19 protein-coding genes, 2 rRNA genes and 1 riboswitch (1 of these 22 running past the window's edge) are annotated in these 22045 nt (G+C 69.3%); of the genes, 13 read left to right on the top strand and 8 right to left on the bottom strand.

Features of this window, described 5'->3' with window-relative positions:
- The 12 genes from ACQF4J_RS37700 to ACQF4J_RS37755 form a co-directional block, all read left to right on the top strand.
- Positions 1-984: ribosomal RNA gene (locus tag ACQF4J_RS37700) — 23S ribosomal RNA — on the top strand; it begins 2139 nt to the left of the window's first position.
- A 70-nt stretch (positions 985-1054) separates the two neighbouring features.
- Positions 1055-1171, top strand: a 5S ribosomal RNA gene (gene rrf, locus ACQF4J_RS37705).
- Between the two features lie 110 nt (positions 1172-1281).
- Complete coding sequence (locus ACQF4J_RS37710) at positions 1282-1890, top strand: CDP-alcohol phosphatidyltransferase family protein (protein ID WP_351583200.1); 609 nt, start codon at positions 1282-1284, stop codon at positions 1888-1890.
- Positions 1891-2004: 114 nt separating this feature from the next.
- Positions 2005-4500 carry a sugar phosphate nucleotidyltransferase gene (locus tag ACQF4J_RS37715; protein WP_427167779.1) on the top strand — a complete coding sequence of 832 codons (2496 nt, stop codon included), beginning with the start codon at positions 2005-2007 and terminating at the stop codon, positions 4498-4500.
- Positions 4501-4608: 108 nt separating this feature from the next.
- Positions 4609-5514 (top strand): DUF881 domain-containing protein, encoded by a 906-nt coding sequence (locus ACQF4J_RS37720; protein WP_351583206.1) that lies wholly within the window; start codon positions 4609-4611, stop codon positions 5512-5514.
- Complete coding sequence (locus ACQF4J_RS37725; RefSeq protein WP_003988855.1) at positions 5511-5843, top strand: small basic family protein; 333 nt, start codon at positions 5511-5513, stop codon at positions 5841-5843. The genes ACQF4J_RS37720 and ACQF4J_RS37725 overlap by 4 nt, the downstream gene beginning before the upstream one ends.
- Positions 5844-5848: 5 nt before the next feature.
- On the top strand, positions 5849-6724 hold the full coding sequence (locus ACQF4J_RS37730; protein ID WP_351583209.1) for a DUF881 domain-containing protein: 876 nt from the start codon (positions 5849-5851) through the stop codon (positions 6722-6724).
- A gap of 61 nt (positions 6725-6785) precedes the next feature.
- A complete protein-coding gene (locus tag ACQF4J_RS37735; protein ID WP_079078211.1) occupies positions 6786-7691 on the top strand; it encodes an FHA domain-containing protein in 906 nt (301 codons plus the stop codon).
- A 41-nt stretch (positions 7692-7732) separates the two neighbouring features.
- Positions 7733-8467 carry a MerR family transcriptional regulator gene (locus tag ACQF4J_RS37740; protein ID WP_351804646.1) on the top strand — a complete coding sequence of 245 codons (735 nt, stop codon included), beginning with the start codon at positions 7733-7735 and terminating at the stop codon, positions 8465-8467.
- A gap of 85 nt (positions 8468-8552) precedes the next feature.
- Entirely contained in the window at positions 8553-9026 is a 474-nt protein-coding gene (locus tag ACQF4J_RS37745; RefSeq protein WP_004002801.1) for a bifunctional nuclease family protein, read from the top strand.
- A 262-nt stretch (positions 9027-9288) separates the two neighbouring features.
- Positions 9289-9972, top strand: a complete 684-nt coding sequence (locus ACQF4J_RS37750) for a MerR family transcriptional regulator (RefSeq protein ID WP_351583216.1) — start codon at positions 9289-9291, stop codon at positions 9970-9972.
- Positions 9973-10040: 68 nt separating this feature from the next.
- Positions 10041-11408, top strand: coding sequence for a DNA polymerase IV (locus tag ACQF4J_RS37755; protein WP_427167780.1), 1368 nt, complete (start codon positions 10041-10043; stop codon positions 11406-11408).
- An 18-nt stretch (positions 11409-11426) separates the two neighbouring features.
- Here ACQF4J_RS37755 and ACQF4J_RS37760 read toward each other — a convergent pair whose 3' ends face one another.
- Positions 11427-11804, bottom strand: a complete 378-nt coding sequence (locus ACQF4J_RS37760) for a PRC-barrel domain-containing protein (RefSeq protein ID WP_351583222.1) — start codon at positions 11802-11804, stop codon at positions 11427-11429.
- A 112-nt stretch (positions 11805-11916) separates the two neighbouring features.
- Positions 11917-12011, top strand: a riboswitch (glycine riboswitch).
- A gap of 176 nt (positions 12012-12187) precedes the next feature.
- Here ACQF4J_RS37760 and gcvP point away from each other — a divergent pair.
- Complete coding sequence (gene gcvP, locus ACQF4J_RS37765) at positions 12188-15073, top strand: aminomethyl-transferring glycine dehydrogenase (RefSeq protein WP_427167781.1); 2886 nt, start codon at positions 12188-12190, stop codon at positions 15071-15073.
- Between the two features lie 47 nt (positions 15074-15120).
- Here the strand turns inward: gcvP and ACQF4J_RS37770 are convergent, their stop codons facing one another.
- The 7 genes from ACQF4J_RS37770 to ACQF4J_RS37800 all read right to left on the bottom strand — a co-directional run bounded on the left by ACQF4J_RS37770 (position 15121) and on the right by ACQF4J_RS37800 (position 21777).
- Positions 15121-15540 (bottom strand): TOBE domain-containing protein, encoded by a 420-nt coding sequence (locus ACQF4J_RS37770; RefSeq protein ID WP_351583228.1) that lies wholly within the window; start codon positions 15538-15540, stop codon positions 15121-15123.
- Between the two features lie 26 nt (positions 15541-15566).
- Positions 15567-16652 carry an ABC transporter ATP-binding protein gene (locus tag ACQF4J_RS37775; RefSeq protein WP_427167782.1) on the bottom strand — a complete coding sequence of 362 codons (1086 nt, stop codon included), beginning with the start codon at positions 16650-16652 and terminating at the stop codon, positions 15567-15569.
- A 143-nt stretch (positions 16653-16795) separates the two neighbouring features.
- Positions 16796-17737 (bottom strand): ABC transporter permease, encoded by a 942-nt coding sequence (locus ACQF4J_RS37780; RefSeq protein ID WP_351583234.1) that lies wholly within the window; start codon positions 17735-17737, stop codon positions 16796-16798.
- Positions 17734-18552, bottom strand: coding sequence for a molybdate ABC transporter substrate-binding protein (gene modA, locus ACQF4J_RS37785; protein WP_427167783.1), 819 nt, complete (start codon positions 18550-18552; stop codon positions 17734-17736). Before modA ends, ACQF4J_RS37780 begins: the two co-directional genes overlap by 4 nt.
- 173 nt (positions 18553-18725) lie before the next feature.
- Complete coding sequence (locus ACQF4J_RS37790; protein WP_351583240.1) at positions 18726-19121, bottom strand: TOBE domain-containing protein; 396 nt, start codon at positions 19119-19121, stop codon at positions 18726-18728.
- Positions 19122-19208: 87 nt separating this feature from the next.
- Positions 19209-19727, bottom strand: coding sequence for a hypothetical protein (locus tag ACQF4J_RS37795; protein ID WP_351583243.1), 519 nt, complete (start codon positions 19725-19727; stop codon positions 19209-19211).
- A 97-nt stretch (positions 19728-19824) separates the two neighbouring features.
- Positions 19825-21777, bottom strand: a complete 1953-nt coding sequence (locus tag ACQF4J_RS37800; RefSeq protein ID WP_351804638.1) for an amino acid transporter — start codon at positions 21775-21777, stop codon at positions 19825-19827.
- Positions 21778-22045 lie beyond the last annotated feature (268 nt).

The raw sequence follows: 22045 nt of genomic DNA on the forward strand, positions 1-22045 counted from the left end.
ATAACCATCCTAAGGTAGCGAAATTCCTTGTCGGGTAAGTTCCGACCTGCACGAATGGCGTAACGACTTCTCGACTGTCTCAACCATAGGCCCGGTGAAATTGCACTACGAGTAAAGATGCTCGTTTCGCGCAGCAGGACGGAAAGACCCCGGGACCTTTACTACAGTTTGATATTGGTGTTCGGTTCGGCTTGTGTAGGATAGCTGGGAGACTTTGAAACGCGGACGCCAGTTCGCGGTGAGTCGTCGTTGAAATACCAGTCTGGTCGTGCTGGATGTCTAACCTGGGTCCGTGATCCGGATCAGGGACAGTGTCTGATGGGTAGTTTAACTGGGGCGGTTGCCTCCTAAAGAGTAACGGAGGCGCCCAAAGGTTCCCTCAGCCTGGTTGGCAATCAGGTGTTGAGTGTAAGTGCACAAGGGAGCTTGACTGTGAGACCGACGGGTCGAGCAGGGACGAAAGTCGGGACTAGTGATCCGGCGGTGGCTTGTGGAAGCGCCGTCGCTCAACGGATAAAAGGTACCCCGGGGATAACAGGCTGATCTTCCCCAAGAGTCCATATCGACGGGATGGTTTGGCACCTCGATGTCGGCTCGTCGCATCCTGGGGCTGGAGTCGGTCCCAAGGGTTGGGCTGTTCGCCCATTAAAGCGGTACGCGAGCTGGGTTTAGAACGTCGTGAGACAGTTCGGTCCCTATCCGCTGTGCGCGTAGGAGTCTTGAGAAGGGCTGTCCCTAGTACGAGAGGACCGGGACGGACGAACCTCTGGTGTGCCAGTTGTCCTGCCAAGGGCATGGCTGGTTGGCTACGTTCGGGAGGGATAACCGCTGAAAGCATCTAAGCGGGAAGCCTGCTTCGAGATGAGGACTCCCACCCACTTGATGGGGTAAGGCTCCCAGTAGACGACTGGGTTGATAGGCCGGATCTGGAAGCACGGTAACGTGTGGAGGTGACCGGTACTAATAGGCCGAGGGCTTGTCCTCAGTTGCTCGCGTCCACTGTGTTAGTTCTGAGGCAACGACCGTGTTTTTTTCCGGTCTAACTTCATAGTGTTTCGGTGGTTATAGCGTGAGGGAAACGCCCGGTTACATTCCGAACCCGGAAGCTAAGCCTTACAGCGCCGATGGTACTGCAGGGGGGACCCTGTGGGAGAGTAGGACGCCGCCGAACTCCTTTTAGAGCTCTGGCTCTTGGGCACTCAAGCCCAAGAGCCAGAGCTTTTTTGCGTTGAGGTAGGGTCAGGGGGCATCGTTGGCTCGTTTCCCACAGGAGGCCCCCGGGTGGAGGTCCAGGAGACCCGTGTCCAGACGGACCGGGTCCTCACCATCCCCAACATCCTCAGCATGGCGCGTCTCGTCGGCGTGCCGATCTTCCTGTGGCTGATCCTGAGGCCTGAGTTCGGAGGCCCCCAGAGTGACGGGTGGGCGCTGCTGATCCTCGCTCTGAGCGGCATCAGCGACTATCTGGACGGCAAGCTGGCGCGACGCTGGAACCAGATCAGCAGCCTTGGCCGGCTCCTGGACCCCGCGGCCGACCGGCTCTACATTCTCTCGACTTTGGTCGGTCTCACCTGGCGCGAGATTCTCCCGCTGTGGTTGACCGCTGCACTTCTCGCGCGAGAGCTGCTCCTGCTGGTGATGGTGGGCATCCTCAGGCGGCACGGCTATCCGCCGCCGCAGGTGAACTTCCTCGGGAAGGCCGCCACCTTCAACCTGATGTACGCCTTCCCGCTGCTCCTGCTCAGTGACGGAACTGGATGGATCGCGTCACTCGCTGCTATTTTCGGATGGGCGTTCGCCGGATGGGGTACAACGCTGTACTGGTGGGCAGGAGTCCTCTACGTGGTACAAGTCCGCCGCCTGGTCCGTGCGGACGCCATGGCCGACTGAACTCCCTGATTGCTGCGGCCGTAGCGGCTGGATGGCCCCCGGCGGAAAAGTGCGGGACAATCTTGACGGGTGAAGTCGGCTAGACCGTCGTCTCTTGAGGAGGACGCTTCCGACATGAAGGCCGTCGTGATGGCCGGAGGCGAAGGCACCCGCCTTCGTCCCATGACTTCGAGTATGCCCAAGCCGCTCCTGCCCGTGGCGAACCGCCCGATCATGGAGCACGTGCTGCGGCTGCTCAAGAGGCATGGGTTGAACGAGACCGTCGTCACCGTGCAGTTCCTGGCCTCATTGGTCAAGAACTATTTCGGTGACGGCGAAGAGCTCGGTATGGAGCTTTCCTATGCCAACGAGGAGAAGCCACTCGGTACCGCCGGGAGCGTGAAAAACGCCGAGGCGGCGTTGAAGGACGATGCTTTCCTTGTCATCTCCGGCGATGCGCTGACCGACTTCGACCTCACGGAGCTGATCAATTTCCATAAGGAAAAGGGCGCGCTCGTCACCGTGTGTCTGACGCGTGTCCCCAATCCGCTGGAGTTCGGTATCACGATCGTCGACGAGGAAGGCAAGGTCGAGCGTTTCCTCGAGAAGCCGACCTGGGGGCAGGTCTTCTCCGACACCGTGAACACCGGAATTTATGTGATGGAGCCCGAGGTCTTCGACTACGTCGACCCCGATGTGCCCGTCGACTGGTCCGGTGACGTCTTCCCACAGTTGATGAAGGAAGGCAAGCCGATCTACGGCTATATCGCCGAGGGCTACTGGGAGGACGTCGGCACCCACGAAAGCTATGTGAAGGCGCAGGCCGACGTCCTCGAGGGCAAGGTCGACGTCGATATCGACGGTTTCGAGATCTCCCCGGGCGTATGGGTCGCCGAGGGTGCCGAGGTGCATCCCGACGCGGTTCTGCGCGGTCCGCTGTACATCGGCGACTACGCCAAGGTCGAGGCCGGAGCCGAAATCCGTGAACACACGGTCGTCGGCTCCAACGTCGTCGTGAAGAGCGGCGCCTTTCTGCACAAGGCCGTCGTGCACGACAACGTGTACGTCGGACAGCACAGCAATCTGCGGGGCTGTGTCGTCGGCAAGAACACCGACATCATGCGTGCCGCCCGCATCGAGGACGGCGCGGTCATCGGTGACGAGTGCCTGATCGGTGAAGAATCGATCGTGCAGGGCAATGTGCGGGTCTACCCGTTCAAGACGATCGAGGCCGGTGCGTTCGTCAACACCTCGGTGATCTGGGAGTCCAGGGGGCAGGCGCACCTCTTCGGAGCCCGTGGTGTGTCGGGCATCCTGAACGTCGAGATCACCCCGGAGCTCGCCGTCCGCCTCGCCGGCGCCTACGCGACGACCCTCAAGAAGGGCTCCACCGTCACCACGGCCCGCGACCACTCCCGCGGTGCCCGGGCGCTCAAGCGGGCGGTCATCTCGGCGTTGCAGGCCAGCGCCATCGACGTACGGGACCTGGAGAACGTACCGCTGCCCGTGGCCAGGCAGCAGACGGCTCGGGGCAGTGCCGGCGGGATCATGATCCGGACCACGCCCGGGGTGCCGGACTCGGTGGACATCATGTTCTTCGATGGCAACGGCGCCGACCTGTCACAGGGCAGTCAGCGGAAGCTGGACCGGGTGTTCGCGCGGCAGGAGTACCGGCGGGCGTTCCCCGGTGAGATCGGTGACCTGCACTTCCCCGCCAGCGTGTTCGACTCCTACACCGGGTCGCTGTTGCGGAACGTCGACACGACCGGCATCAGTGAGTCCGGGTTGAAGGTCGTCGTCGACGCGTCCAACGGCAGTGCGGGGCTCGTGCTGCCCAGCCTGCTCGGCAAGCTGGGCGTGGACTCGCTGACCATCAACCCCGGCCTCGACGAGTCCAGGCCCACCGAGACCGGCGACCAGCGGCGGTCGGGGCTGGTGAGGCTCGGGGAGATCGTGGCCTCGTCCCGGGCGGCGTTCGGCGTGCGGTTCGACCCCGTGGGCGAGCGGCTCTCCCTCGTCGACGAGAAGGGTCGGATCATCGAGGACGACCGCGCTCTGCTGGTGCTGCTCGACCTGGTCGCCGCCGAGCGGCGCAGTGGGCGGGTGGCGCTTCCGGTGACCACGACGCGGATCGCCGAGCAGGTGGCGGCGTACCACGGGACCCAGGTGGAGTGGACGACGACCTCGCCCGACGACCTCACCCGGGTCGGGGGCGACGACTCGACCATCTTCGGCGGCGACGGCAAGGGCGGATTCATCGTCCCGGAGTTCAGCAGCGTCTTCGACGGCGCGGCCGCCTTCGTACGGCTGATCGGGCTGGTGGCGCGGACGCAGCTCACGCTGAGCCAGATCGACGCGCGGATCCCCCGTGCGCACGTCCTCAAGCGGGACCTGGCGACTCCCTGGGCCGTCAAGGGACTTGTGATGCGGCGGGTCGTCGAGGAGGCCGGAGACCGCTTCGTGGACACCACCGACGGCGTGCGTGTCGTCGAGACCGACGGCCGCTGGGTGATGGTGCTGCCCGACCCGGCCGAGGCCGTCACCCATCTGTGGGCGGAAGGGCCGGACGACGCCTCCGCGCAGGCCCTGCTCGACGAGTGGTCGACGGTCGTGGACAGCGCCGGGCGCTGAAAAAACGCCGTACGCGTGCGTGCCGGACAAGCGTCCCCAAGGGGGCCTGTCCGGCACGCCGGTGGGGCCATTCGGAGGTAGTGGCCGCAACGTGCGACGATGTGCGGCATGCCGCAGCAGCCCCCCATTCGGAGCACACCGACGCGCCCTTCGCGGCCGGACGCGTCCATGTTCCTCCTCACCAACGTCATGGACCACAGCCTCGACGACGGCTACGCCGAGGCGGCCGCCCGTAAGAAGGCCGCCGGCGTCGGCGGTATGCCCAGGACGCTGCGGGCCAGGCTCGGTCTCGCGGCCGGGCTGGTGCTCGCGGCGCTGGTCGTGACGGTGGGGGCGGCACAGGCGCGGGTGGCGGCACCCGTCGTCGCCAAGGAGCGCGAGGAACTGATCGACCGCATCGACCGTGAGACGGCGGCCGCGGACAAGCTGGAGCACTCCGTCGACAAGCTCCGCGACGACGTGAGCGCCCGACAGCGAGAAGCCCTGAAGAAGAGCGGTGGCGGCGACCAGTCGGAGCTGGTGGGCCTGCTTTCGGGCGCCGTGGAGGTGCACGGCCCAGGCGTGCGGCTGGTCGTGAACGACGCCAAGGAAGCGACCTCCGGGGGCAACGGCAACCCGCGAGAGACCTCGGACTTCTCCGACACCGGCCGAGTGCGCGACCGCGACATGCAGCGCGTGGTGAACGGGCTGTGGGAGTCGGGGGCCGAAGCCATCTCCATCAACGGGCAGCGGCTGACCGCCCTGTCGGCGATCAGGGCCGCGGGTGACGCGATACTGGTCGACAACAAGCCGCTGGTGCCGCCCTATACCGTGCTCGCCGTGGGCAATGGGAAACAGCTGAGCACCCGGTTCCAGAACAGTGCCGACGGGTTGTACCTGCACGCCCTGCAGGAGAACTACGGCATCAGGACCAGCATCTCGGTGCAGGGCGACCTTCGGCTGCCCGCCGCACCGAGCGTGATCGTACGTACAGCACAGCCGAAGAACGAGAAGACGGAGAAGGGCACATCGTGATCGCCGTACTGGGCCTCGTCGTGGGAGTCGTGGCCGGACTGTTGGTCCGGCCTGAGGTTCCGGCGGTCGTCGAGCCTTATCTGCCGATCGCCGTCGTCGCGGCGCTCGACGCCGTCTTCGGCGGGCTGCGGGCCATGCTGGACGGCATCTTCGACGACAAGGTCTTCGTGGTGTCGTTCCTGTCCAACGTGGTCGTGGCCGCGCTGATCGTTTTCCTGGGCGACAAGTTGGGCGTGGGTGCCCAGTTGTCCACCGGTGTCGTGGTGGTTCTGGGTATCCGCATCTTCTCGAACGCCGCCGCGATCCGTCGCCACGTGTTCCGGGCGTGAGGCCGATGAGCGACGCGAAGGACGAGCCCGAGAACAGGCTGCGCAAGGAACTGCCCGAAGAGGTGCCCGCGACGGCCCCGGAGGCCGGCGAGGGGACGCCCGAGACCGCCGGTGAGACGCCCGAGGTCGTCGGTGAGACGCCCGAGGCGAAGCCCCGGCTGACCGGCCGGCAGCGGCTGGTCCAGGGCCTGTGGCCGCCTCGGGCGAGCCGCGCCCAACTGATCGTCGCGGTGCTGCTGTTCGGTCTCGGCTTCGGCCTCGCCGTGCAGGTGGCGTCGAACAGCGACAGTGACAGCGCGCTGCGCGGAGCGCGTCAGGAGGATCTTGTTCGCATCCTCGATGAACTCGACGACCGTACTCAACGTCTTGAGGACGAGAAGCAGGGGCTGCAGAAGCAGCGCGACGAGTTGGAGAACAGCTCCGACCAGGCCGAGGAGGCCCGCAAGCAGACCGTCGAGAAGGAGAAGCAACTCGGCATTCTGGCGGGCACGGTGGCGGCGCAGGGGCCCGGCATCACGATGACGATCGACGACACGAAGGGGACGGTCCAGGCGGACATGCTGCTCGACGCGGTGCAGGAGTTGCGCGCTGCCGGGGCCGAGGCGATCCAGGTGAACGGCGTACGTGTCGTGGCCAACACCTATCTGTCGGACTCCGGCAAGAGCGTGAGCGTCGACGGGAACAAGATCAACGCGCCCTATCGTTTCAAGGTCATCGGCAAACCGGAGGACCTCGAACCGGCGCTCAACATCCCTGGAGGCGTGGTGCAGACTCTCGAGAAGGAGCAGGCCACCGTCACTGTCGACCGGTCGAACAAGATCGTCGTGGACGCCTTGCGAGCGGCGAAGCGGCCTGACTACGCTCGGTCGTCCTCCCAGTGAACCGGCGGTGCATGGGGGGCGACCGGCAGGGGCATGAGGTTGCGGGGGGTCGGCGCACCGATTGGGTGGTGCGTGGTGGAAACTGTCTGGTGGATACGGACGTTGTGAGGATGTCCGGGTCGGCCGGCGTATTGAGTCAGGGTTCGTCCTGCCCCACGGGCGGGTCTGTTTCGGTCAAGGGGAATCGCCCGTGAAGTTGTTTGCGAAGTTGTTCGGCAAGAGCGCGCGAGAGGGCAGCGACAATGCCACTGCTCGTCATCGCGCACAGCCCGACGCGGAAGGCCAGCGTCCCCTCTTCCGGGACCAGGTCGCTGGGCCGGGCGGTGACATTTCCGGAGGTCAGGGCGCGCCGTCGGTTGACCCTGCGCAGTCCGGCGGCATAGGTTTCGGGCAACCGTCAACCTCAAGTACGGGTGGAGGGTTTTCCCCTATGTCGGCCCTGGTGTGTACGAGGTGCGGTAACCGCAACGCGGAGAACAGCCGCTTCTGCTCCAACTGTGGCGCCCCGCTGCGCGGTGGAGCCGCGGCCGAGCGGCCGTCCGAGACGACCTCCACGATCTCCATCTCCGGCATCGAGGCCTACGACGCCGAGGTCACCGGCCAGACGCAGCTGCCGGCGCTCTCTCCCGAGGCGCAGGCCGCCGTGGACGCGCTGCCGCTTGGCTCCGCCCTGCTGGTCGTGCGTCGCGGGCCGAACTCGGGCAGCCGCTTCCTTCTGGACGGCGACCTGACCACGGCCGGCCGCCATCCGCAGAGCGACATCTTCCTGGACGACGTGACCGTCTCGCGTCGTCACGTGGAGTTCCGCCGCGGTGCGGACGGCACGTTCACGGTGGCCGACGTGGGCAGCCTCAACGGCACGTACGTCAACCGAGAGCGGATCGACCAGGTCGCCCTGAACAACGGCGACGAGGTCCAGATCGGCAAGTACCGGCTGGTCTTCTACGCGAGCCAGCAGGGCTACTGACCGCTCCCGGACTCCGTCCGGGGGGACCCCAGGGAATGTCCATGCTGCAAACACCGAGCGGTGGTGCCGGCCACGGCACCGCCGCCACGGACGGTCTGATGAGCATCGGCACAGTGCTGAACGTGCTGCGCGAGGAGTTTCCCGAAGTCACCATCTCCAAGATTCGCTTCCTGGAGTCGGAGGGGCTCATCGAGCCGCAGCGGACCCCCTCCGGGTACCGCAAGTTCACCGTCGGCGACGTCGAGCGCCTCGGCCACGTCCTGCGGATGCAGCGCGACCACTACCTGCCGCTCAAGGTGATCCGAGAGCACCTGGACGCCATGGAGCGCGGCGAGGCCGTGGCGCTGCCCGCGGTGGGCCGGCAGCGGGACGGTGAGGCCGTTCTGGAGCCCCTGGAGGGGCCGACGGCCGCCCGGATCGGCAAGGACGAGCTGCTCGCCGCCGCCGAGATCGGCGAGGAGCAGCTCAAGGAGTGGGAGTCGTACGGCCTGCTCACTCCGATGCCGGACGGGGCGTACGACGCGGAGGCGGTCACCGTCGCCTCCCTCGTGGTGGAACTGGGGCGGTTCGGGATCGAGCCGCGGCACCTGAGGGCGATGAAGGCCGCCGCCGACCGCGAGGCGGGGCTCGTGGACCAGGTGGTGGCCCCGCTGAAGAGGCACCGCAATCCGCAGACCAGGGCCCACGCGGAGGCCCGTACGAAGGAGCTGGCGGCGCTCACGATGAGGCTGCACGCGGCTCTCGTGCAGACCGCGCTCGGCGTGCGACTGCCCTGAGCCGGGCACGCGTCGTGAGGCCGGATCGTCCCCCCGTTTCCTGCCCGACTACCCAAACGTCCCGGGCACGTCCTAGGGTTGCTGTGTGAACGAGCTCGATGTCGTAGGTGTCCGGGTCGAAATGCCCTCCAACCAACCGATCGTGCTCCTGCGTGAAGTGGGAGGCGACCGCTACCTCCCCATCTGGATCGGGCCGGGGGAGGCGACGGCGATCGCCTTCGCCCAGCAGGGCATGGCCCCCGCGCGACCGCTGACCCACGACCTGTTCAAGGACGTGCTGGAGGCCGTCGGCCAGGAGCTCACCGAAGTGCGCATCACCGACCTGCGTGAGGGCGTCTTCTACGCCGAGCTGGTGTTCGCCAGCGGAGTCGAGGTGAGCGCCCGTCCGTCCGACGCCATAGCGCTGGCGCTGCGCACCGGAACGCCGATCTACGGCAGCGACGGCGTGCTCGACGACGCGGGCATCGCGATCCCGGACGAGCAGGAGGACGAGGTGGAGAAGTTCCGCGAGTTCCTCGACCAGATCTCGCCGGAGGACTTCGGCACCAGCAGTCAGTGAGGCGGGGCCGGCCCGGCGGACCCCGGTGGTCCGTGAGCGGCCGGTCCGCAGGCGATCACGACTCAAATGCCCGCATTTGCCAGCGGCCCGTGCGAGCGTCCTGCGGCTCGCTCCGAGCGCATTCGGCTAGCCTTTCCCCGCGATGGGGCACGGGAAACCACTCTCAGGGTGATTATCACTCGGCGTGCCGAGTGTGGCGGTCGTTGACGCACCCCGGGTGGCTGCCTACCGTCGAGGAGGCAGGTCAAGGACGGAGGTCGGCGTGAGAAGCAGCGGCGACGGTACGGCTGGGGGTGCCCCCGGACGAGGTCAGGGGGACAGCGGACCGTACCCTCCCCCAAGCTCTCAGCCGCGTTCGAGTTGGGGGGAGCCCCATCACGGCAACGCGGCCGATCACGTCCCGCAGCGACCTGCGGCCGTGCCGAGCAGCGGAGGGGCGGCGTCGATGGCGTCCGAGCAGATCGGCTACCGCGGGCCGACGGCCTGCGCGGCCGCCGGCATCACGTACCGGCAACTGGACTACTGGGCGCGCACCGGGCTGGTCGAGCCGAGTGTGCGGCCCGCGTACGGCTCGGGGACGCAGCGGCTCTACAGCTTCCGGGACGTCGTCGTCCTGAAGATCGTCAAGCGCTTCCTGGACACCGGTGTGTCGCTGCAGAACATCCGCACCGCGGTGCAGCACCTGCGGGAGAGCGGCTTCCGGGACCTGGAGCGCATGACGCTGATGAGCGACGGCGCCACGGTCTACGAGTGCACCTCGCCGGATGAGGTCCACGCACTGCTCCAAGGCGGCCAGGGCATCTTCGGGATCGCTGTCGGGGTCGTCTGGCGGGACGTCGAGAGCGCGCTGTCCCAGCTGCACGGCGAGCGGACCGACACCGGCGAGACCCTGGTGGGGCCCAACCCGGCCGACGAACTGGCGCGGCGGCGCAACCGGGCCGTCTGAGGCGGAAGCGACGGCAGCCCGGTCGTTGTACAGGGGCATTGTCAGTGGCGTAGGGCAGCATCGGACATGTGAGAAACGCTCCCACGATCCTGCATCTCGACATGGATGCCTTCTACGCCTCGGCGGAGCAGGCGTCCAAGCCGAGTCTGCGCGGGAAGGCCGTCGTCGTGGGCGGACTGGGGCCGCGTGGGGTCGTCGCGACGGCCTCGTACGAGGCGCGGGTGTTCGGGGTGCGGTCGGCCATGCCGATGGCCCAGGCGCGGCGGCTGGCGCCGAACGCCGCGTATCTGGTGCCGCGGTTCGGGTTCTACCGGGCGATCAGCGAGCAGGTCATGGCGCTTCTGCACGCGCTGTCGCCCCTGGTGGAGCCGCTGAGCCTGGACGAGGCGTTCGTGGACCTGGAGGCCGGTGAGACCGCCTGGGACGCGGCCTCGGCTCGGCTGGTGGGGGAGAAGCTGCGGGCCGACATACGGGCCGTGACGGGGCTCACCGGGTCCGTGGGGCTCGCGGCGTCCAAGATGCTCGCGAAGATCGCCTCCGAGGAGGCCAAGCCGGACGGACTGGTGCTGATCGAGCCCGGGACCGAGCGGGCGATGCTCGGGCCGATGTCGGTGCGGACCCTGCCGGGGGTGGGACCGGCGACGGGGGACCATCTGCGGCGGGCCGGGATCACCACGGTCGACGACCTCGCCGAGGCCGGGGAGGACGAGCTCGTACGGCTGCTGGGCAAGGCGCACGGGCACGCGCTGCACGCCATGGCGCTGGCACACGACGAACGGCCCGTGGTGGCCGAGCGCGAGGCCAAGTCGGTGTCCGTCGAGGACACGTACGACGTGGACATCCATGACCGGCTGCGGGTGGGGCTGGAGGTGCAGCGGCTCGCCGACCGCTGTGTGCGGCGGCTGCGGGCGGCGGGGCTGTCGGGGCGGACCATCGTGCTGAAGGTGCGGCGGTACGACTTCTCCACCCTGACCCGGTCGGAGACGCTGCGGGGGCCGACCGACGATCCGGCGGTGGTGCGGGAGTCCGCCGCACGGTTGCTGGACTCCGTGGACACGACGGGGGGTGTGCGGTTGCTGGGCGTCGGGGTGAGCGGGCTGGCCGACTACACGCAGGAGGATCTGTTCGCCCAGGCGGCCGGGGAAGGAGCGGCCGAGCAGGTGGCGGAGGAGGGGGACCAGGAGCCGGTCGAGGAGCGGCAGGTGGTCGTCGAGCGGCGGTGGCCCGCTGGGCACGACGTGCGGCACGCCGAGTTCGGGCACGGATGGGTGCAGGGGAGCGGGCTGGGCCGGGTGACCGTGCGCTTCGAGACACCCGGGTCGGAGCCGGGGCGGGTGCGCACGTTCCGGGTCGACGATCCTGACCTGGAACCGGCAGAACCGCTGCCGTTGGTCGAGGGGGCGGCGGGCGTCTCCGCGGAGGGGGTCGGTGCGTGACCGGACAAGGGGTGGGCTCTAGGCGTCCGCGTCCTCCGTTCCCGCCAGCTTGCCGAAGGTACGGTCCGGGAAGGGGGGTGGGGGCGCCACGTCCAGGCCGTAGTGGTGGTAGAGCTGCAGTTCCTGCTCGGGCGAGAGGTGGCGGCCCACACCGAAGTCGGGCGCGTCCTTGATCAGGGAGCGCTCGAAGGGGATGTGGAGGGTGCCTTCGATCAGCTCGCTGGGTTCCAGGGGGACGAAGGCGTCGCGGGAGAACAGGCCGGTGCGTATCGCCGCCCACTCCGGCACACCGGTCGCGTCGTCGAGGTAGACCTCGTCGACGGTACCGATCTTGGTGCCGTTGCGGTCGAACGCCTTGCGGCCGATCAGGTTGCGCGGATCGATGTCGGTCTGCACGTGCCCTCCTCTTGCTCGCAACTCGTCCTTAGCACTACAAAAGAGCACAACGGGACGGGCGGCCACTCGAAGACGCCTGTGTTGTGCCCGCTGGTAGGCTGACACTGGCTGCTGACCCCGTGCGGGAGAGTCCTCCGGAGAACCCGGAGGCGCCGAAGGAGCAAATCCTCCCCGGAATCTCTCAGGCTCACGTACCGCACGGACGAGGTCACTCTGGAAAGCAGGGCGGGTGTCGACGGCTTCCGCTCTCACCGACGGTGAAAACCGGGCGCCTCCGGGCGGTCCGGTGAAGCTCTCAGGTTGAGATGACAGAGGGGGAGGCCGTTCGGGTACCCGCGCCGTGGTGCCCCTCGAAGGTCGCGTCAGACCAGGAGGCCTCCGCAATGACCGCCCACCGCATTCCGCTCTCCGAGCTCGAACAGGGAATCCCCTTCGAGCAGCGCCACATCGGCCCCGACCACGAGGCGCGGGCGAAGATGCTCGCGCAGGTCGGGTACGGCTCGCTGGACGAGCTGACCGCCGCCGCGGTACCGGACGTGATCAAGAACGCCGACGCGCTCGACCTGCCGGGCGCCCGGACCGAGGCCGAGGTGCTCGCCGAGCTGCGTTCGCTCGCCGACCGCAACCAGGTCCTCGGCTCCATGATCGGCCTCGGCTACTACGGCACCTTCACCCCGCCGGTCATCCTGCGGAACGTGATGGAGAACCCGGCCTGGTACACGGCCTACACGCCGTACCAGCCGGAGATCTCGCAGGGCCGGCTGGAGGCCCTGCTCAACTTCCAGACCGTGGTGGCCGACCTCACCGGACTGCCCACCTCCGGTGCCTCCCTGCTCGACGAGGGGACGGCGGCCGCGGAGGCCGTGGCGCTCTCCCGCCGTATGGGGAAGAACAAGAAGGGCCTCTTCCTCGTCGACGCGGACGCGCTGCCGCAGACCATCGCGGTCATCGAGACCCGCGCCGAGCCGGCGGGCGTGGAGGTCGTCGTCGCCGACCTGCGTGACGGCATCCCGGCCGACCTCGCCGGGCGCGAGATCAACGGCGTACTGGTGCAGTACCCCGGCGCCTCCGGTGCGGTGAGCGACATCAAGCGGGTCATCGACCAGGCGCACGAGCTCGGCGCGCTCGTCACCGTGGCCGCCGACCTGCTCGCGCTGACGCTGCTGAAGTCGCCCGGGGAGCTCGGCGCGGACATCGCCGTCGGTACGACGCAGCGGTTCGGTGTGCCGATGGGCTTCGGCGGGCCGCACGCCGGCTACATGGCCGTACAGGAGAAGTTCGCGCGCAGCCTGCCCGGGCGGCTCGTCGGCGTGTCCGTGGACGCGGACGGGCACAAGGCGTACCGGCTGGCGCTGCAGACCCGTGAGCAGCACATCCGCCGCGAGAAGGCCACCAGCAACATCTGTACGGCCCAGGTGCTGCTCGCCGTCATGGCCGGCATGTACGCCGTCTACCACGGACCGCAGGGCCTGAAGGGCATCGCGCGGCGCACCCACCGGTACGCCGCCATCCTGGCCGAGGGGCTGCGGGCCGGCGGGGTCGAGGTCGTGCACGGCTCCTACTTCGACACCCTGACCACGCGCGTCCCCGGACAGGCGGCCGAGATCGTCGCCGCGGCGCGGGACAACGGCGTCAACCTGCGGCTCGTCGACGCCGACCACGTCTCCATGGCGTGCGACGAGACCACCGGCCGGGCCCAGCTGAGCGCCGTGTGGAGCGCGTTCGGGGTCAAGGGCGACATCGAGGCGCTGGACGCCGTCGTCGAGGAGGCCCTGCCGCAGGACCTGCTGCGCGACGACGACATCCTCACCCACCCCGTCTTCCAGCAGCACCGCTCCGAGACCGCGATGCTGCGCTACCTGCGCCGGCTCGCCGACCGGGACTACGCGCTCGACCGCGGCATGATCCCGCTGGGCTCGTGCACCATGAAGCTCAACGCGACGACCGAGATGGAGCCGGTCACCTGGCCCGAGTTCGGGCAGCTGCACCCCTTCGCGCCCGCCGAGCAGGCCCAGGGCTACCTGACGCTCATCCGCGAGCTGGAGGAGCGGCTGGCCGAGGTCACCGGGTACGACAAGGTGTCGCTGCAGCCCAACGCCGGGTCGCAGGGCGAGCTGGCCGGTCTCCTCGCCGTACGCGGGTACCACCGGGCCAACGGGGACGCGCAGCGGACCGTCTGCCTCATCCCGTCGTCCGCGCACGGCACGAACGCGGCCAGCGCCGTCATGGCGGGCATGAAGGTCGTCGTCGTCAAGACCGCCGAGGACGGCGAGATCGACGTCGAGGACCTGCGGGCGAAGATCGAGCAGTACCGCGACGAGCTGGCGGTGCTGATGATCACCTACCCGTCGACGCACGGTGTGTTCGAGGAGCACGTCGCGGACATCTGCGCGCAGGTGCACGACGCCGGCGGGCAGGTGTACGTCGACGGCGCCAACCTCAACGCGCTCGTGGGCCTCGCCAAGCCGGGCCACTTCGGCGGTGACGTCTCGCACCTCAACCTGCACAAGACCTTCTGCATCCCGCACGGCGGCGGCGGTCCGGGCGTCGGCCCGGTCGGCGTGCGCGCGCACCTGGCGCCGTACCTGCCCAACCACCCGCTGCAGCCGGCCGCCGGGCCGGAGACGGGCGTCGGTCCGATCTCCGCGGCGCCCTGGGGCTCGGCGGGCATCCTGCCGATCTCGTGGGCCTACGTCCGGCTCATGGGCGGCGAGGGGCTGAAGCGGGCCACGCAGGTGGCCGTGCTCTCCGCCAACTACATCGCCAAGCGGCTCGAGCCCCACTACCCGGTGCTCTACACCGGTCCCGGCGGGCTGGTCGCGCACGAGTGCATCATCGATCTGCGACCGCTGACCAAGGCGACCGGCGTGAGCGTGGACGATGTCGCCAAGCGGCTCATCGACTACGGGTTCCACGCGCCGACGATGTCGTTCCCGGTGGCCGGCACGCTGATGATCGAGCCGACCGAGTCCGAGGACATCGGTGAGCTCGACCGGTTCTGCGAGGCGATGATCGCCATTCGCGCCGAGATCGAGAAGGTCGCCGCGGGCGAGTGGCCGGCGGACGACAACCCGCTGCGGGGCGCCCCGCACACCGCCGCCGCGCTGGGCGGGGAGTGGGAGCACGCCTACTCGCGTGCGGAGGCCGTCTTCCCGGGCGGGGTCTCGGCCGCCGACAAGTACTGGCCGCCGGTGCGCCGGATCGACCAGGCATACGGCGACCGCAACCTCGTCTGCTCCTGCCCGCCGCTGGACGCGTACGAGGACTGAGCCGGCAGGCTTGGAGGAGGGCCCCGCTTCGGTGGGGCCCTTTTCCGTCAGGCCGTGGCGAGGGAGATCTCCGTCGACTTGATCAGGGCGACGACCGATGCGCCGGCCGCCAGACCGAGGTCCTGCGCGGCGTCCGTGGTGATCGCGGACGTCAGCTCGGCGCCCTGGATTGCCATCTTGACCAAGGCCATGGCGCCGCCGGTCGCGATGCCGGTGACCGTCCCGGGCAGTTGGTTGCGGATGGACAGGCCCGCGACCGGGGCGGTGGCCAGGGAGATCTCGGTCGACTTCACCAGGGCGCGCACTGCGGTGCCTTCGGTGAGGCCGAGGTCCTCGACGGACTCCCGGGTGATCGCCGCGGTGATGTCCTGGCCGCCGGTGAGGCGCACCTTGACGGTCGCCATCACCTCGCCGGGGGTGACGGCGGTGACCGTGCCGGGGATCTGGTTGCGGATGCTCAGGGTCATGGGCAAACCCTAGGGCCGGGGGCCCGTCATGCCGGGTATGCGTGCGTCTGCGTCGCCTTGACCGTCGCCCAGACCACAGAGCCGGGGTGCAGGTCGAGTTCGGCCGCGGCGACCGTGGTGAGGTCGGCGGCCAGCGGGAGTTCGCCGGTGAGGTCGGCGCGGATCTGGTCGCCGTGGGTCTCCAGACCGGCCACCTCGCAGCGCCAGTGGTTGCGGGCGCTGGAGCCGGTGGGCGGGTCGCGGAAGAGGGTGACGGCGCTGGGCGGGAACGCGACGAAGACCGGGCCGGACAGGTTCTCGGTGGTGGTGATGGCGGGGCCGGTGTCGACGTGGACGGTGTGGCCTTCGGCCCGGCCCTTGTAGAGGTTCAGGCCGACCAGCCTGGCGATGTAGTCCGTACGGGGGTGACGGGCGATGTCGGAGGGCGTGCCCTCCTGGACGACCTCGCCGTGCTCGACGACCACCAGCCGGTCGGCCAGCACCATCGCGTCCAGCGGGTCGTGTGTGACGAGTACGGCCACGGCCTCGAACTCCGCCAGGTGACGGCGGAGTTGAGCGCGTACGTCGAGGCGGGTGCGGGCGTCGAGGGCGGCGAGGGGTTCGTCGAGGAGGAGCAGACGGGGGTTGGTGGCGAGGGCGCGGGCGAGGGCCACGCGCTGGGCCTGGCCGCCGGAGAGGCGGCGGGGTCTGGCGGTGAGGTGGTCCGCCAGGCCCATGCGGGTCAGCCACTCGGTGGCGCGGGCCCGGGACTCGGCCTTCGAGGCGCCCTGACAGCGCGGGCCGAAGGCGACGTTGTCCAGGGCGGTGAGGTGGGGGAAGAGGAGGTAGTCCTGGAAGACGACGCCGACGGGGCGGTTCTCGGGGGGTGTACGGGTCAGGTCGGTGCCGTCGAGGCGGAGGTGGCCGTCGGTGAGGGGGGTGAGGCCGGCGAGGGCGCGCAGGGCGGTGGTCTTGCCGGCTCCGTTGGGGCCGAGGAGGGCGAGGACGTCGCCGGGGGCCGCGGCGAGGGTGATGTCCAGGCGGAAGTGGGGGTGGGTCACCTGGAGGCGGGCGTCCAGGGCGGGTTCTGCCCACCCTTCGGCCGGGATGGGCTTCCCACTCGCACCAGCCATGACGGTTTCGTCTTCGGGTGCGGGTGGCCCCTGTGCGGGCTGAGCGCCCTCGGCGGCTGCGGGGTGGGAGTTCGGCATCAGACGGCCCTCGGGTCCGGCAGGGTTCGGGGTCGGGCGGGCTTCGGGATCGGCCGGGTTCGCAGTCACGAGGTTGTCATCCAGCGGTCTCGTAGGCCTGCCAGTACCGCGATCGAGACGATCAGGAGTACCAGGCTGAGGGCGATGGCCGCCTCCGGGTTGTTCTGGAGGGCCAGATAGACCGCCAGGGGCATCGTCTGGGTGCGGCCGGGGAAGTTGCCCGCGAAGGTGATCGTCGCGCCGAACTCGCCCAGTGCCCTCGCCCAGGCCAGGACGGCGCCCGCGGCGATGCCGGGGGCGATGAGGGGCAGCGTGACGCGGCGGAACGCGGTGAAGCGGGAGGCGCCCAGGGTGGTGGCGGCCTCCTCGTAACGGGGGTCAGCCGCGCGCAGGGTGCCCTCGACGCTGATGACGAGGAACGGCAGCGCCACGAAGGTCTCGGCGACCACGACGCCGGTCGTGGTGAAGGGGAGCGTGATGCCGAACCACGAGTCCAGCCACTGGCCGACGATGCCGTTGCGGCCGAGGGCGAGGAGGAGGGCGACGCCGCCGACGACCGGGGGCAGGACGAGGGGCAGGGTCACCAGGGCCCGTACCAGACGGCGGCCGGGAAAGTCGGTGCGGGCCAGCAGCCAGGCCAACGGGACGCCGATGACCAGGCACACCAGTGTCGCCGAGGTGGCGCACACCAGGGACAGCCGCAGCGCCTGCCACACCTCGGCGCTGGTCAGCTGGTCGGGGAGGGTGCTCCAGGGAGCCCGGACGAGGAGGGCGAGCAGCGGCAGGAGGAGGAAGGCCAGTCCGAGCAGGGCGGGGAGCAGGAGGGGCAGCGGGACCCCGCGTCCCCGCGGCCGGCGCCCGTACGACGTCCGCCCGCGCGGCCTGCGCGGGCGGGAGCCGGTCTCGCCCTGGCGGTCTTCGCGCCGGAAGGTCTTGCGGACACGGCCGGGCCGCGGGCCGCCCTCAAGGGTGTCGGCCGCGGCGTCGGGCTCGTCGCCGGAGGTCATGGCTTGAGGAACCCGGCCCCGCTCAGGACCTTCTGGCCCTCGGCGGACTTGACCAGCTGGATGAAGGCCTGGGCCGCGGCGGCGTTCGGCGCGTCCTTGAGCAGGGCGATCGGGTAGTCGTTGATGGCGTTGGCGGACTCGGGGAATTCCACGCCCTCCACCTTGTCACCGGCGGCCTTCACGTCCGTCTTGTAGACGACGGACGCGTCGGCCTCCTTCAGTTCGACCTTCGTCAGGGCGCTCTTGACGTCCTGTTCGTAGGAGACCGGGGTGAGCTTCAGCTTGCTCGCGTCGAGGGCCTTCTGAGCCGCGGCGCCGCAGGGCACCGTCTTGTCGCACAGGACGACTTTCAGGCCCGACCTGGTGAGGTCCTTCAGGGAGGAGACCTTGTCGGGGTTGCCCGGCAGCGTGGCGATCTCCAGCTGGTTGCGGACGAAGGTGGCCGGGGCGCCGACCGCGTCCTTCTTGTCCGTCACGATCGCCATCGTCTTGGGGCTGGCGGCGGCGAAGACGTCGGCCGGGGCGCCGCCCGTGATGCTCGCCGCGAGGGTGTCGCTGCCGCCGAAGTTGAAGGTGACCTTCGTGCCGGGGTGTTCCTTCTCGAACTCCTTGCCCAGGGTCGTGAAGCTCTCCTGGAGGGAGGCGGCGGCGAAGACGGTGACCGTGCCGGACAGCTTCGCCGACTCGGACGGCGCGGGGGCGGACTTCGTGTCGTGCGAGTCGGAGGACGAGCAGGCGGTCAGGGCCAGCAGCGCGGCGGCTCCAGCGCCGGCCGCCTGCAGGGTCCGGCGGGTCCGGCGCGCGGAACGGGTCATCACGGGGTGCACTCCCTCGGTTGCCTCCTGGAGGAGCCCGTCGGGCCCCTCCCATGCGTCGATCATACTGGCGCATATGCGAGGCGTAAGTCTCCTGTCGGTTCGCATGAGCTGGCCCGATGGGCGCTGTGGGTGCGCATGTGCGTTCGTACGGGACGAGGGGGGCGGACGGGTCAGGTGCGGTCGATGTGGACGTTGGTCGACTTCACACGGGCCGTGGCCTCCATGCCTACCTCCAGACCCAGTTCCTCCACCGCCTCGCGGGTCAGGAGGGAGACCAGGCGGTGCGGGCCGGCCTGGATCTCGACCTGGGCGGCGACGTCCCCGAGCTTGATCGCGGTGACGATCCCGGGAAAGGCGTTGCGGACCGAGGTGTACGGGGCTTCGTCCTCGGTGCTGCCTGCCTTGGCGAGTTCGACGGAGAAGGCCGCCAGTGCCCGGCCGTCGATGAGCCGGCGTCCGCCCTCGTCGCGGTGGGTCGCGACCCGGCCGGCGTCGGCCCAACGGCGTGCGGTGTCCGGGCTGACGCCGAGCAGCCGTGCTGCCTGGCCGATCGTGTAGCTCTGCATGCGGTCACGATAGGGCCGGGAAGGGGTCTCGGCGGACGGCTCGGGTGCCCCTGTCGTGCTGCGCGTCGACATGCGGGGTCGGACGGATCAGGAAAGCCCCGACTCCCTGAGGACCGCCCGTACGGTCTCGTCGTCGATGCGGTGGCCGAGGCGCCGGAGGACGTCGAACCCCTGGTGCAGCGTGCCCCGTTGCAGCGAGCGGCGCGCTCCCGTGTCCAGTTCGTGCCACAGCACGGGGTTGGCGATCAGGACCCGGGGGTCGAGTTCCAGCCGGTGGCCGTGGACGTCCCTGAGCACCAGGTGGGAGGAGACGCCGCCGTACTGCGTCACCGTCACGAGGGCGTCCGTGTGGATCGTCCGCCGGTGCAGGGGGCCGCGTGCCGTGAGGCGGCCCGCGCCCGCTGTGACGTGTGGCGGAAGCAGGACCGTGAAGACCGCGAGGGAGAGGGCGAGCCAGACCAGTGCGCGCAGGGGCGTCAGGGTCCGGGCGTCCCAGTCGACCAGTTCGGCCATGGCGCAGAAGACGACCGCGCAGCACCCGGCCAGCCGTGCGCTGCCACGCCAGTGGCGGTCGTCGGCCGGGCTCTGCGGTCCGCTGCCTCGCATATCGAGACCGTAGGCCGGGGCGCGTGCGAGGACGACGGGCCTTGACGGGGTCCTGACGGCGGGAGGGCCGGTCTTGACGCGATTCTGACGCCGTGCCTCAGCCGGTGTGCACGCGCGGCCGGCGGGCGCGGTCCGGTTCCGCCTCGCGCAGGACCTCCCGGGTGACCGGGGCGACCTCGCCCTGGCCGAAGAGGAAGAAGCGCAGGAAGTTCGCGAAGGGGGTGCCCTCGGTCCACTCGAAGTAGATGTGCGGGATGCAGCCCGTGGTGTCGCGGACGTGGAGGAGGAGCGCGGCCAGGGCGTTGGGGATGGAGGAGGACTCCAGGGTCAGTACGCGGTAGCGGTTGTGCAGGACCTCGCCGCGCACCGTGAGACCGGCCTCGAACTCGGAGGGGTCGGTGACCGTGACCTCGACGAAGACGAAGTCCTCCGCCTCGGGCATGTCGTTGTCGGCGCGGATCTGCTCGATCTTGTCGCGGTACTCGGCCTTGTCCCGCTGATCGGGCTCATTGGCGATGAACCGTATCCGCCGGCTCGCGATGTCCCGGATGAATCGTTCCGCCATCCCGTCCAGCTGGACTTCGGTGACCCGCAGTTCGAAGGCGCGGGCCAGCCGGGACAGCAGGGAGACCAGGATGATGCCGGCGATGAAGCAGGCGCCGATCTTGACGCCGTCGGGGCGTTCGACGACGTTGGCGCCGGTGACGTAGAGCAGGACCGCCGAGACGACGCCGAAGCCGATCGTCCAGCCGCGCTGCCCCGCGCGGCGGGCGGCGATGGTCACCGCGATTCCCGCGGACGACATGAGCACCAGGACGCCGGTGGCGTAGGCGCCGCCCTGGGCGTCGACGTTCGCGTCGAAGATCCAGGTGACCAGGAAGGCGATCAGGGTGAAGACGATGACCATCGGGCGCACCGCGCGGGCCCAGTGCGGGGCCATGCCGTAGCGGGGCAGGTAGCGCGGCATCAGGTTGAGCAGGCCGGCCATCGCGGAGGCGCCCGCGAACCACAGGATGGCGATGGTGGAGACGTCGTAGACCGTGCCGAAGGCGTTGCCCAGGTACTCGTGGGCGAGGTAGGCGAGGGCGCGTCCGTTGGCCTGGCCGCCGGGCTTGAACTCCTTCTCGGGGATCAGCACGGTGGTGATGAAGCTCGTGACGATCAGGAAGACGCTCATGATCAGGGCGGCGGTCGTGAGGAGCTTCTTCGTGTCGCGGATGCGGCCCTTGGGGTTGTCCTCGGTGTCGCCGGGGTCGCCCTGGACGTGCGGCATGACGGCCACGCCGGTCTCGAAGCCGGACAGGCCCAGCGCGAGTTTGGGGAAGACCAGCAGGGCCACGCCGATCATGGCGAAGACGTTGCCGTGCTCGGCCGTCAGGGCGCTCGTCCAGTCGGTGACGACGTGCCCCGCGGTGACCACGTGCCACAGGCCGACGGCGACGACGACCGCGTTGAGGCTGAGGTAGGCCACCACCAGGGCCACCGCGACGCCGATCGCCTCCAGGAAGCCCTTGAGGAAGACCGCGCCGAGCAGGGCGACGAGGACCAGCGTGATCAGCATCTGCCGGCCGTGCAAGGCGCTGGTCAGGTGCGGGTTCTCGACCATGTGGGTGGCCGCGTCCGCGGCGGAGAGGGTGATGGTGATCAGGAAGTCGGTGGCCGCGAAGCCGAGCAGCGCCAGGACGAAGAGCTTGCCCTTCCAGAACGACAGCAGACGTTCCAGCATGGCGATCGAGCCCTCGCCGTGCGGGCTCTCCTCGGCGACGCGGCGGTAGACGGGCAGCGCGCCGGCGAGCGTGACGATCACGAGCACGACGGTCGCCACCGGGGACAGCAGGCCGGCGGCGAGGGCCGCGATGCCCGGCTGGTAGCCCAGAGTCGAGAAGTAGTCGACGCCGGTCAGACACATCACCCGGTACCAGCGCTGGCCCTTGTGCGGCGGTTCCGGCCGGGCGTGCGGCGCCTGCTGGACGCCCTTGCCCATGTCGGAGAGGCCCTCCAGCATCCAGGCCCGCAGGCGACTGGGGGGTGGGTGCTCGGTGGTGGCCATCGGCGTGCTCCTGATGTGCGGCTCGGCGTGTGGTGGGGGCCATCACGCGGACGGCGGCACCAGCGTAAGCGGAGCGTGACGTGCGGGCCCACGGATGAGGGGGGCGAGGGCGTCAAGCTTGCGTTAAGACCGTCCTGGTGAGAGCCGTCCGCACGGCCGGGCCGGAGCGCACGGCCGTTGCGGGGGCCGGATGGGCTGGACGGGGGAGGGACGAGGGTGCACACCCAGCGTCATCTCCGGGGCGTCGGGGAGCCGGGGTGGCTCCGCC

This window comes from Streptomyces sp. C1-1, from assembly GCF_050214755.1.
In the GTDB taxonomy this organism is placed as follows: Bacteria; Actinomycetota; Actinomycetes; order Streptomycetales; family Streptomycetaceae; genus Streptomyces.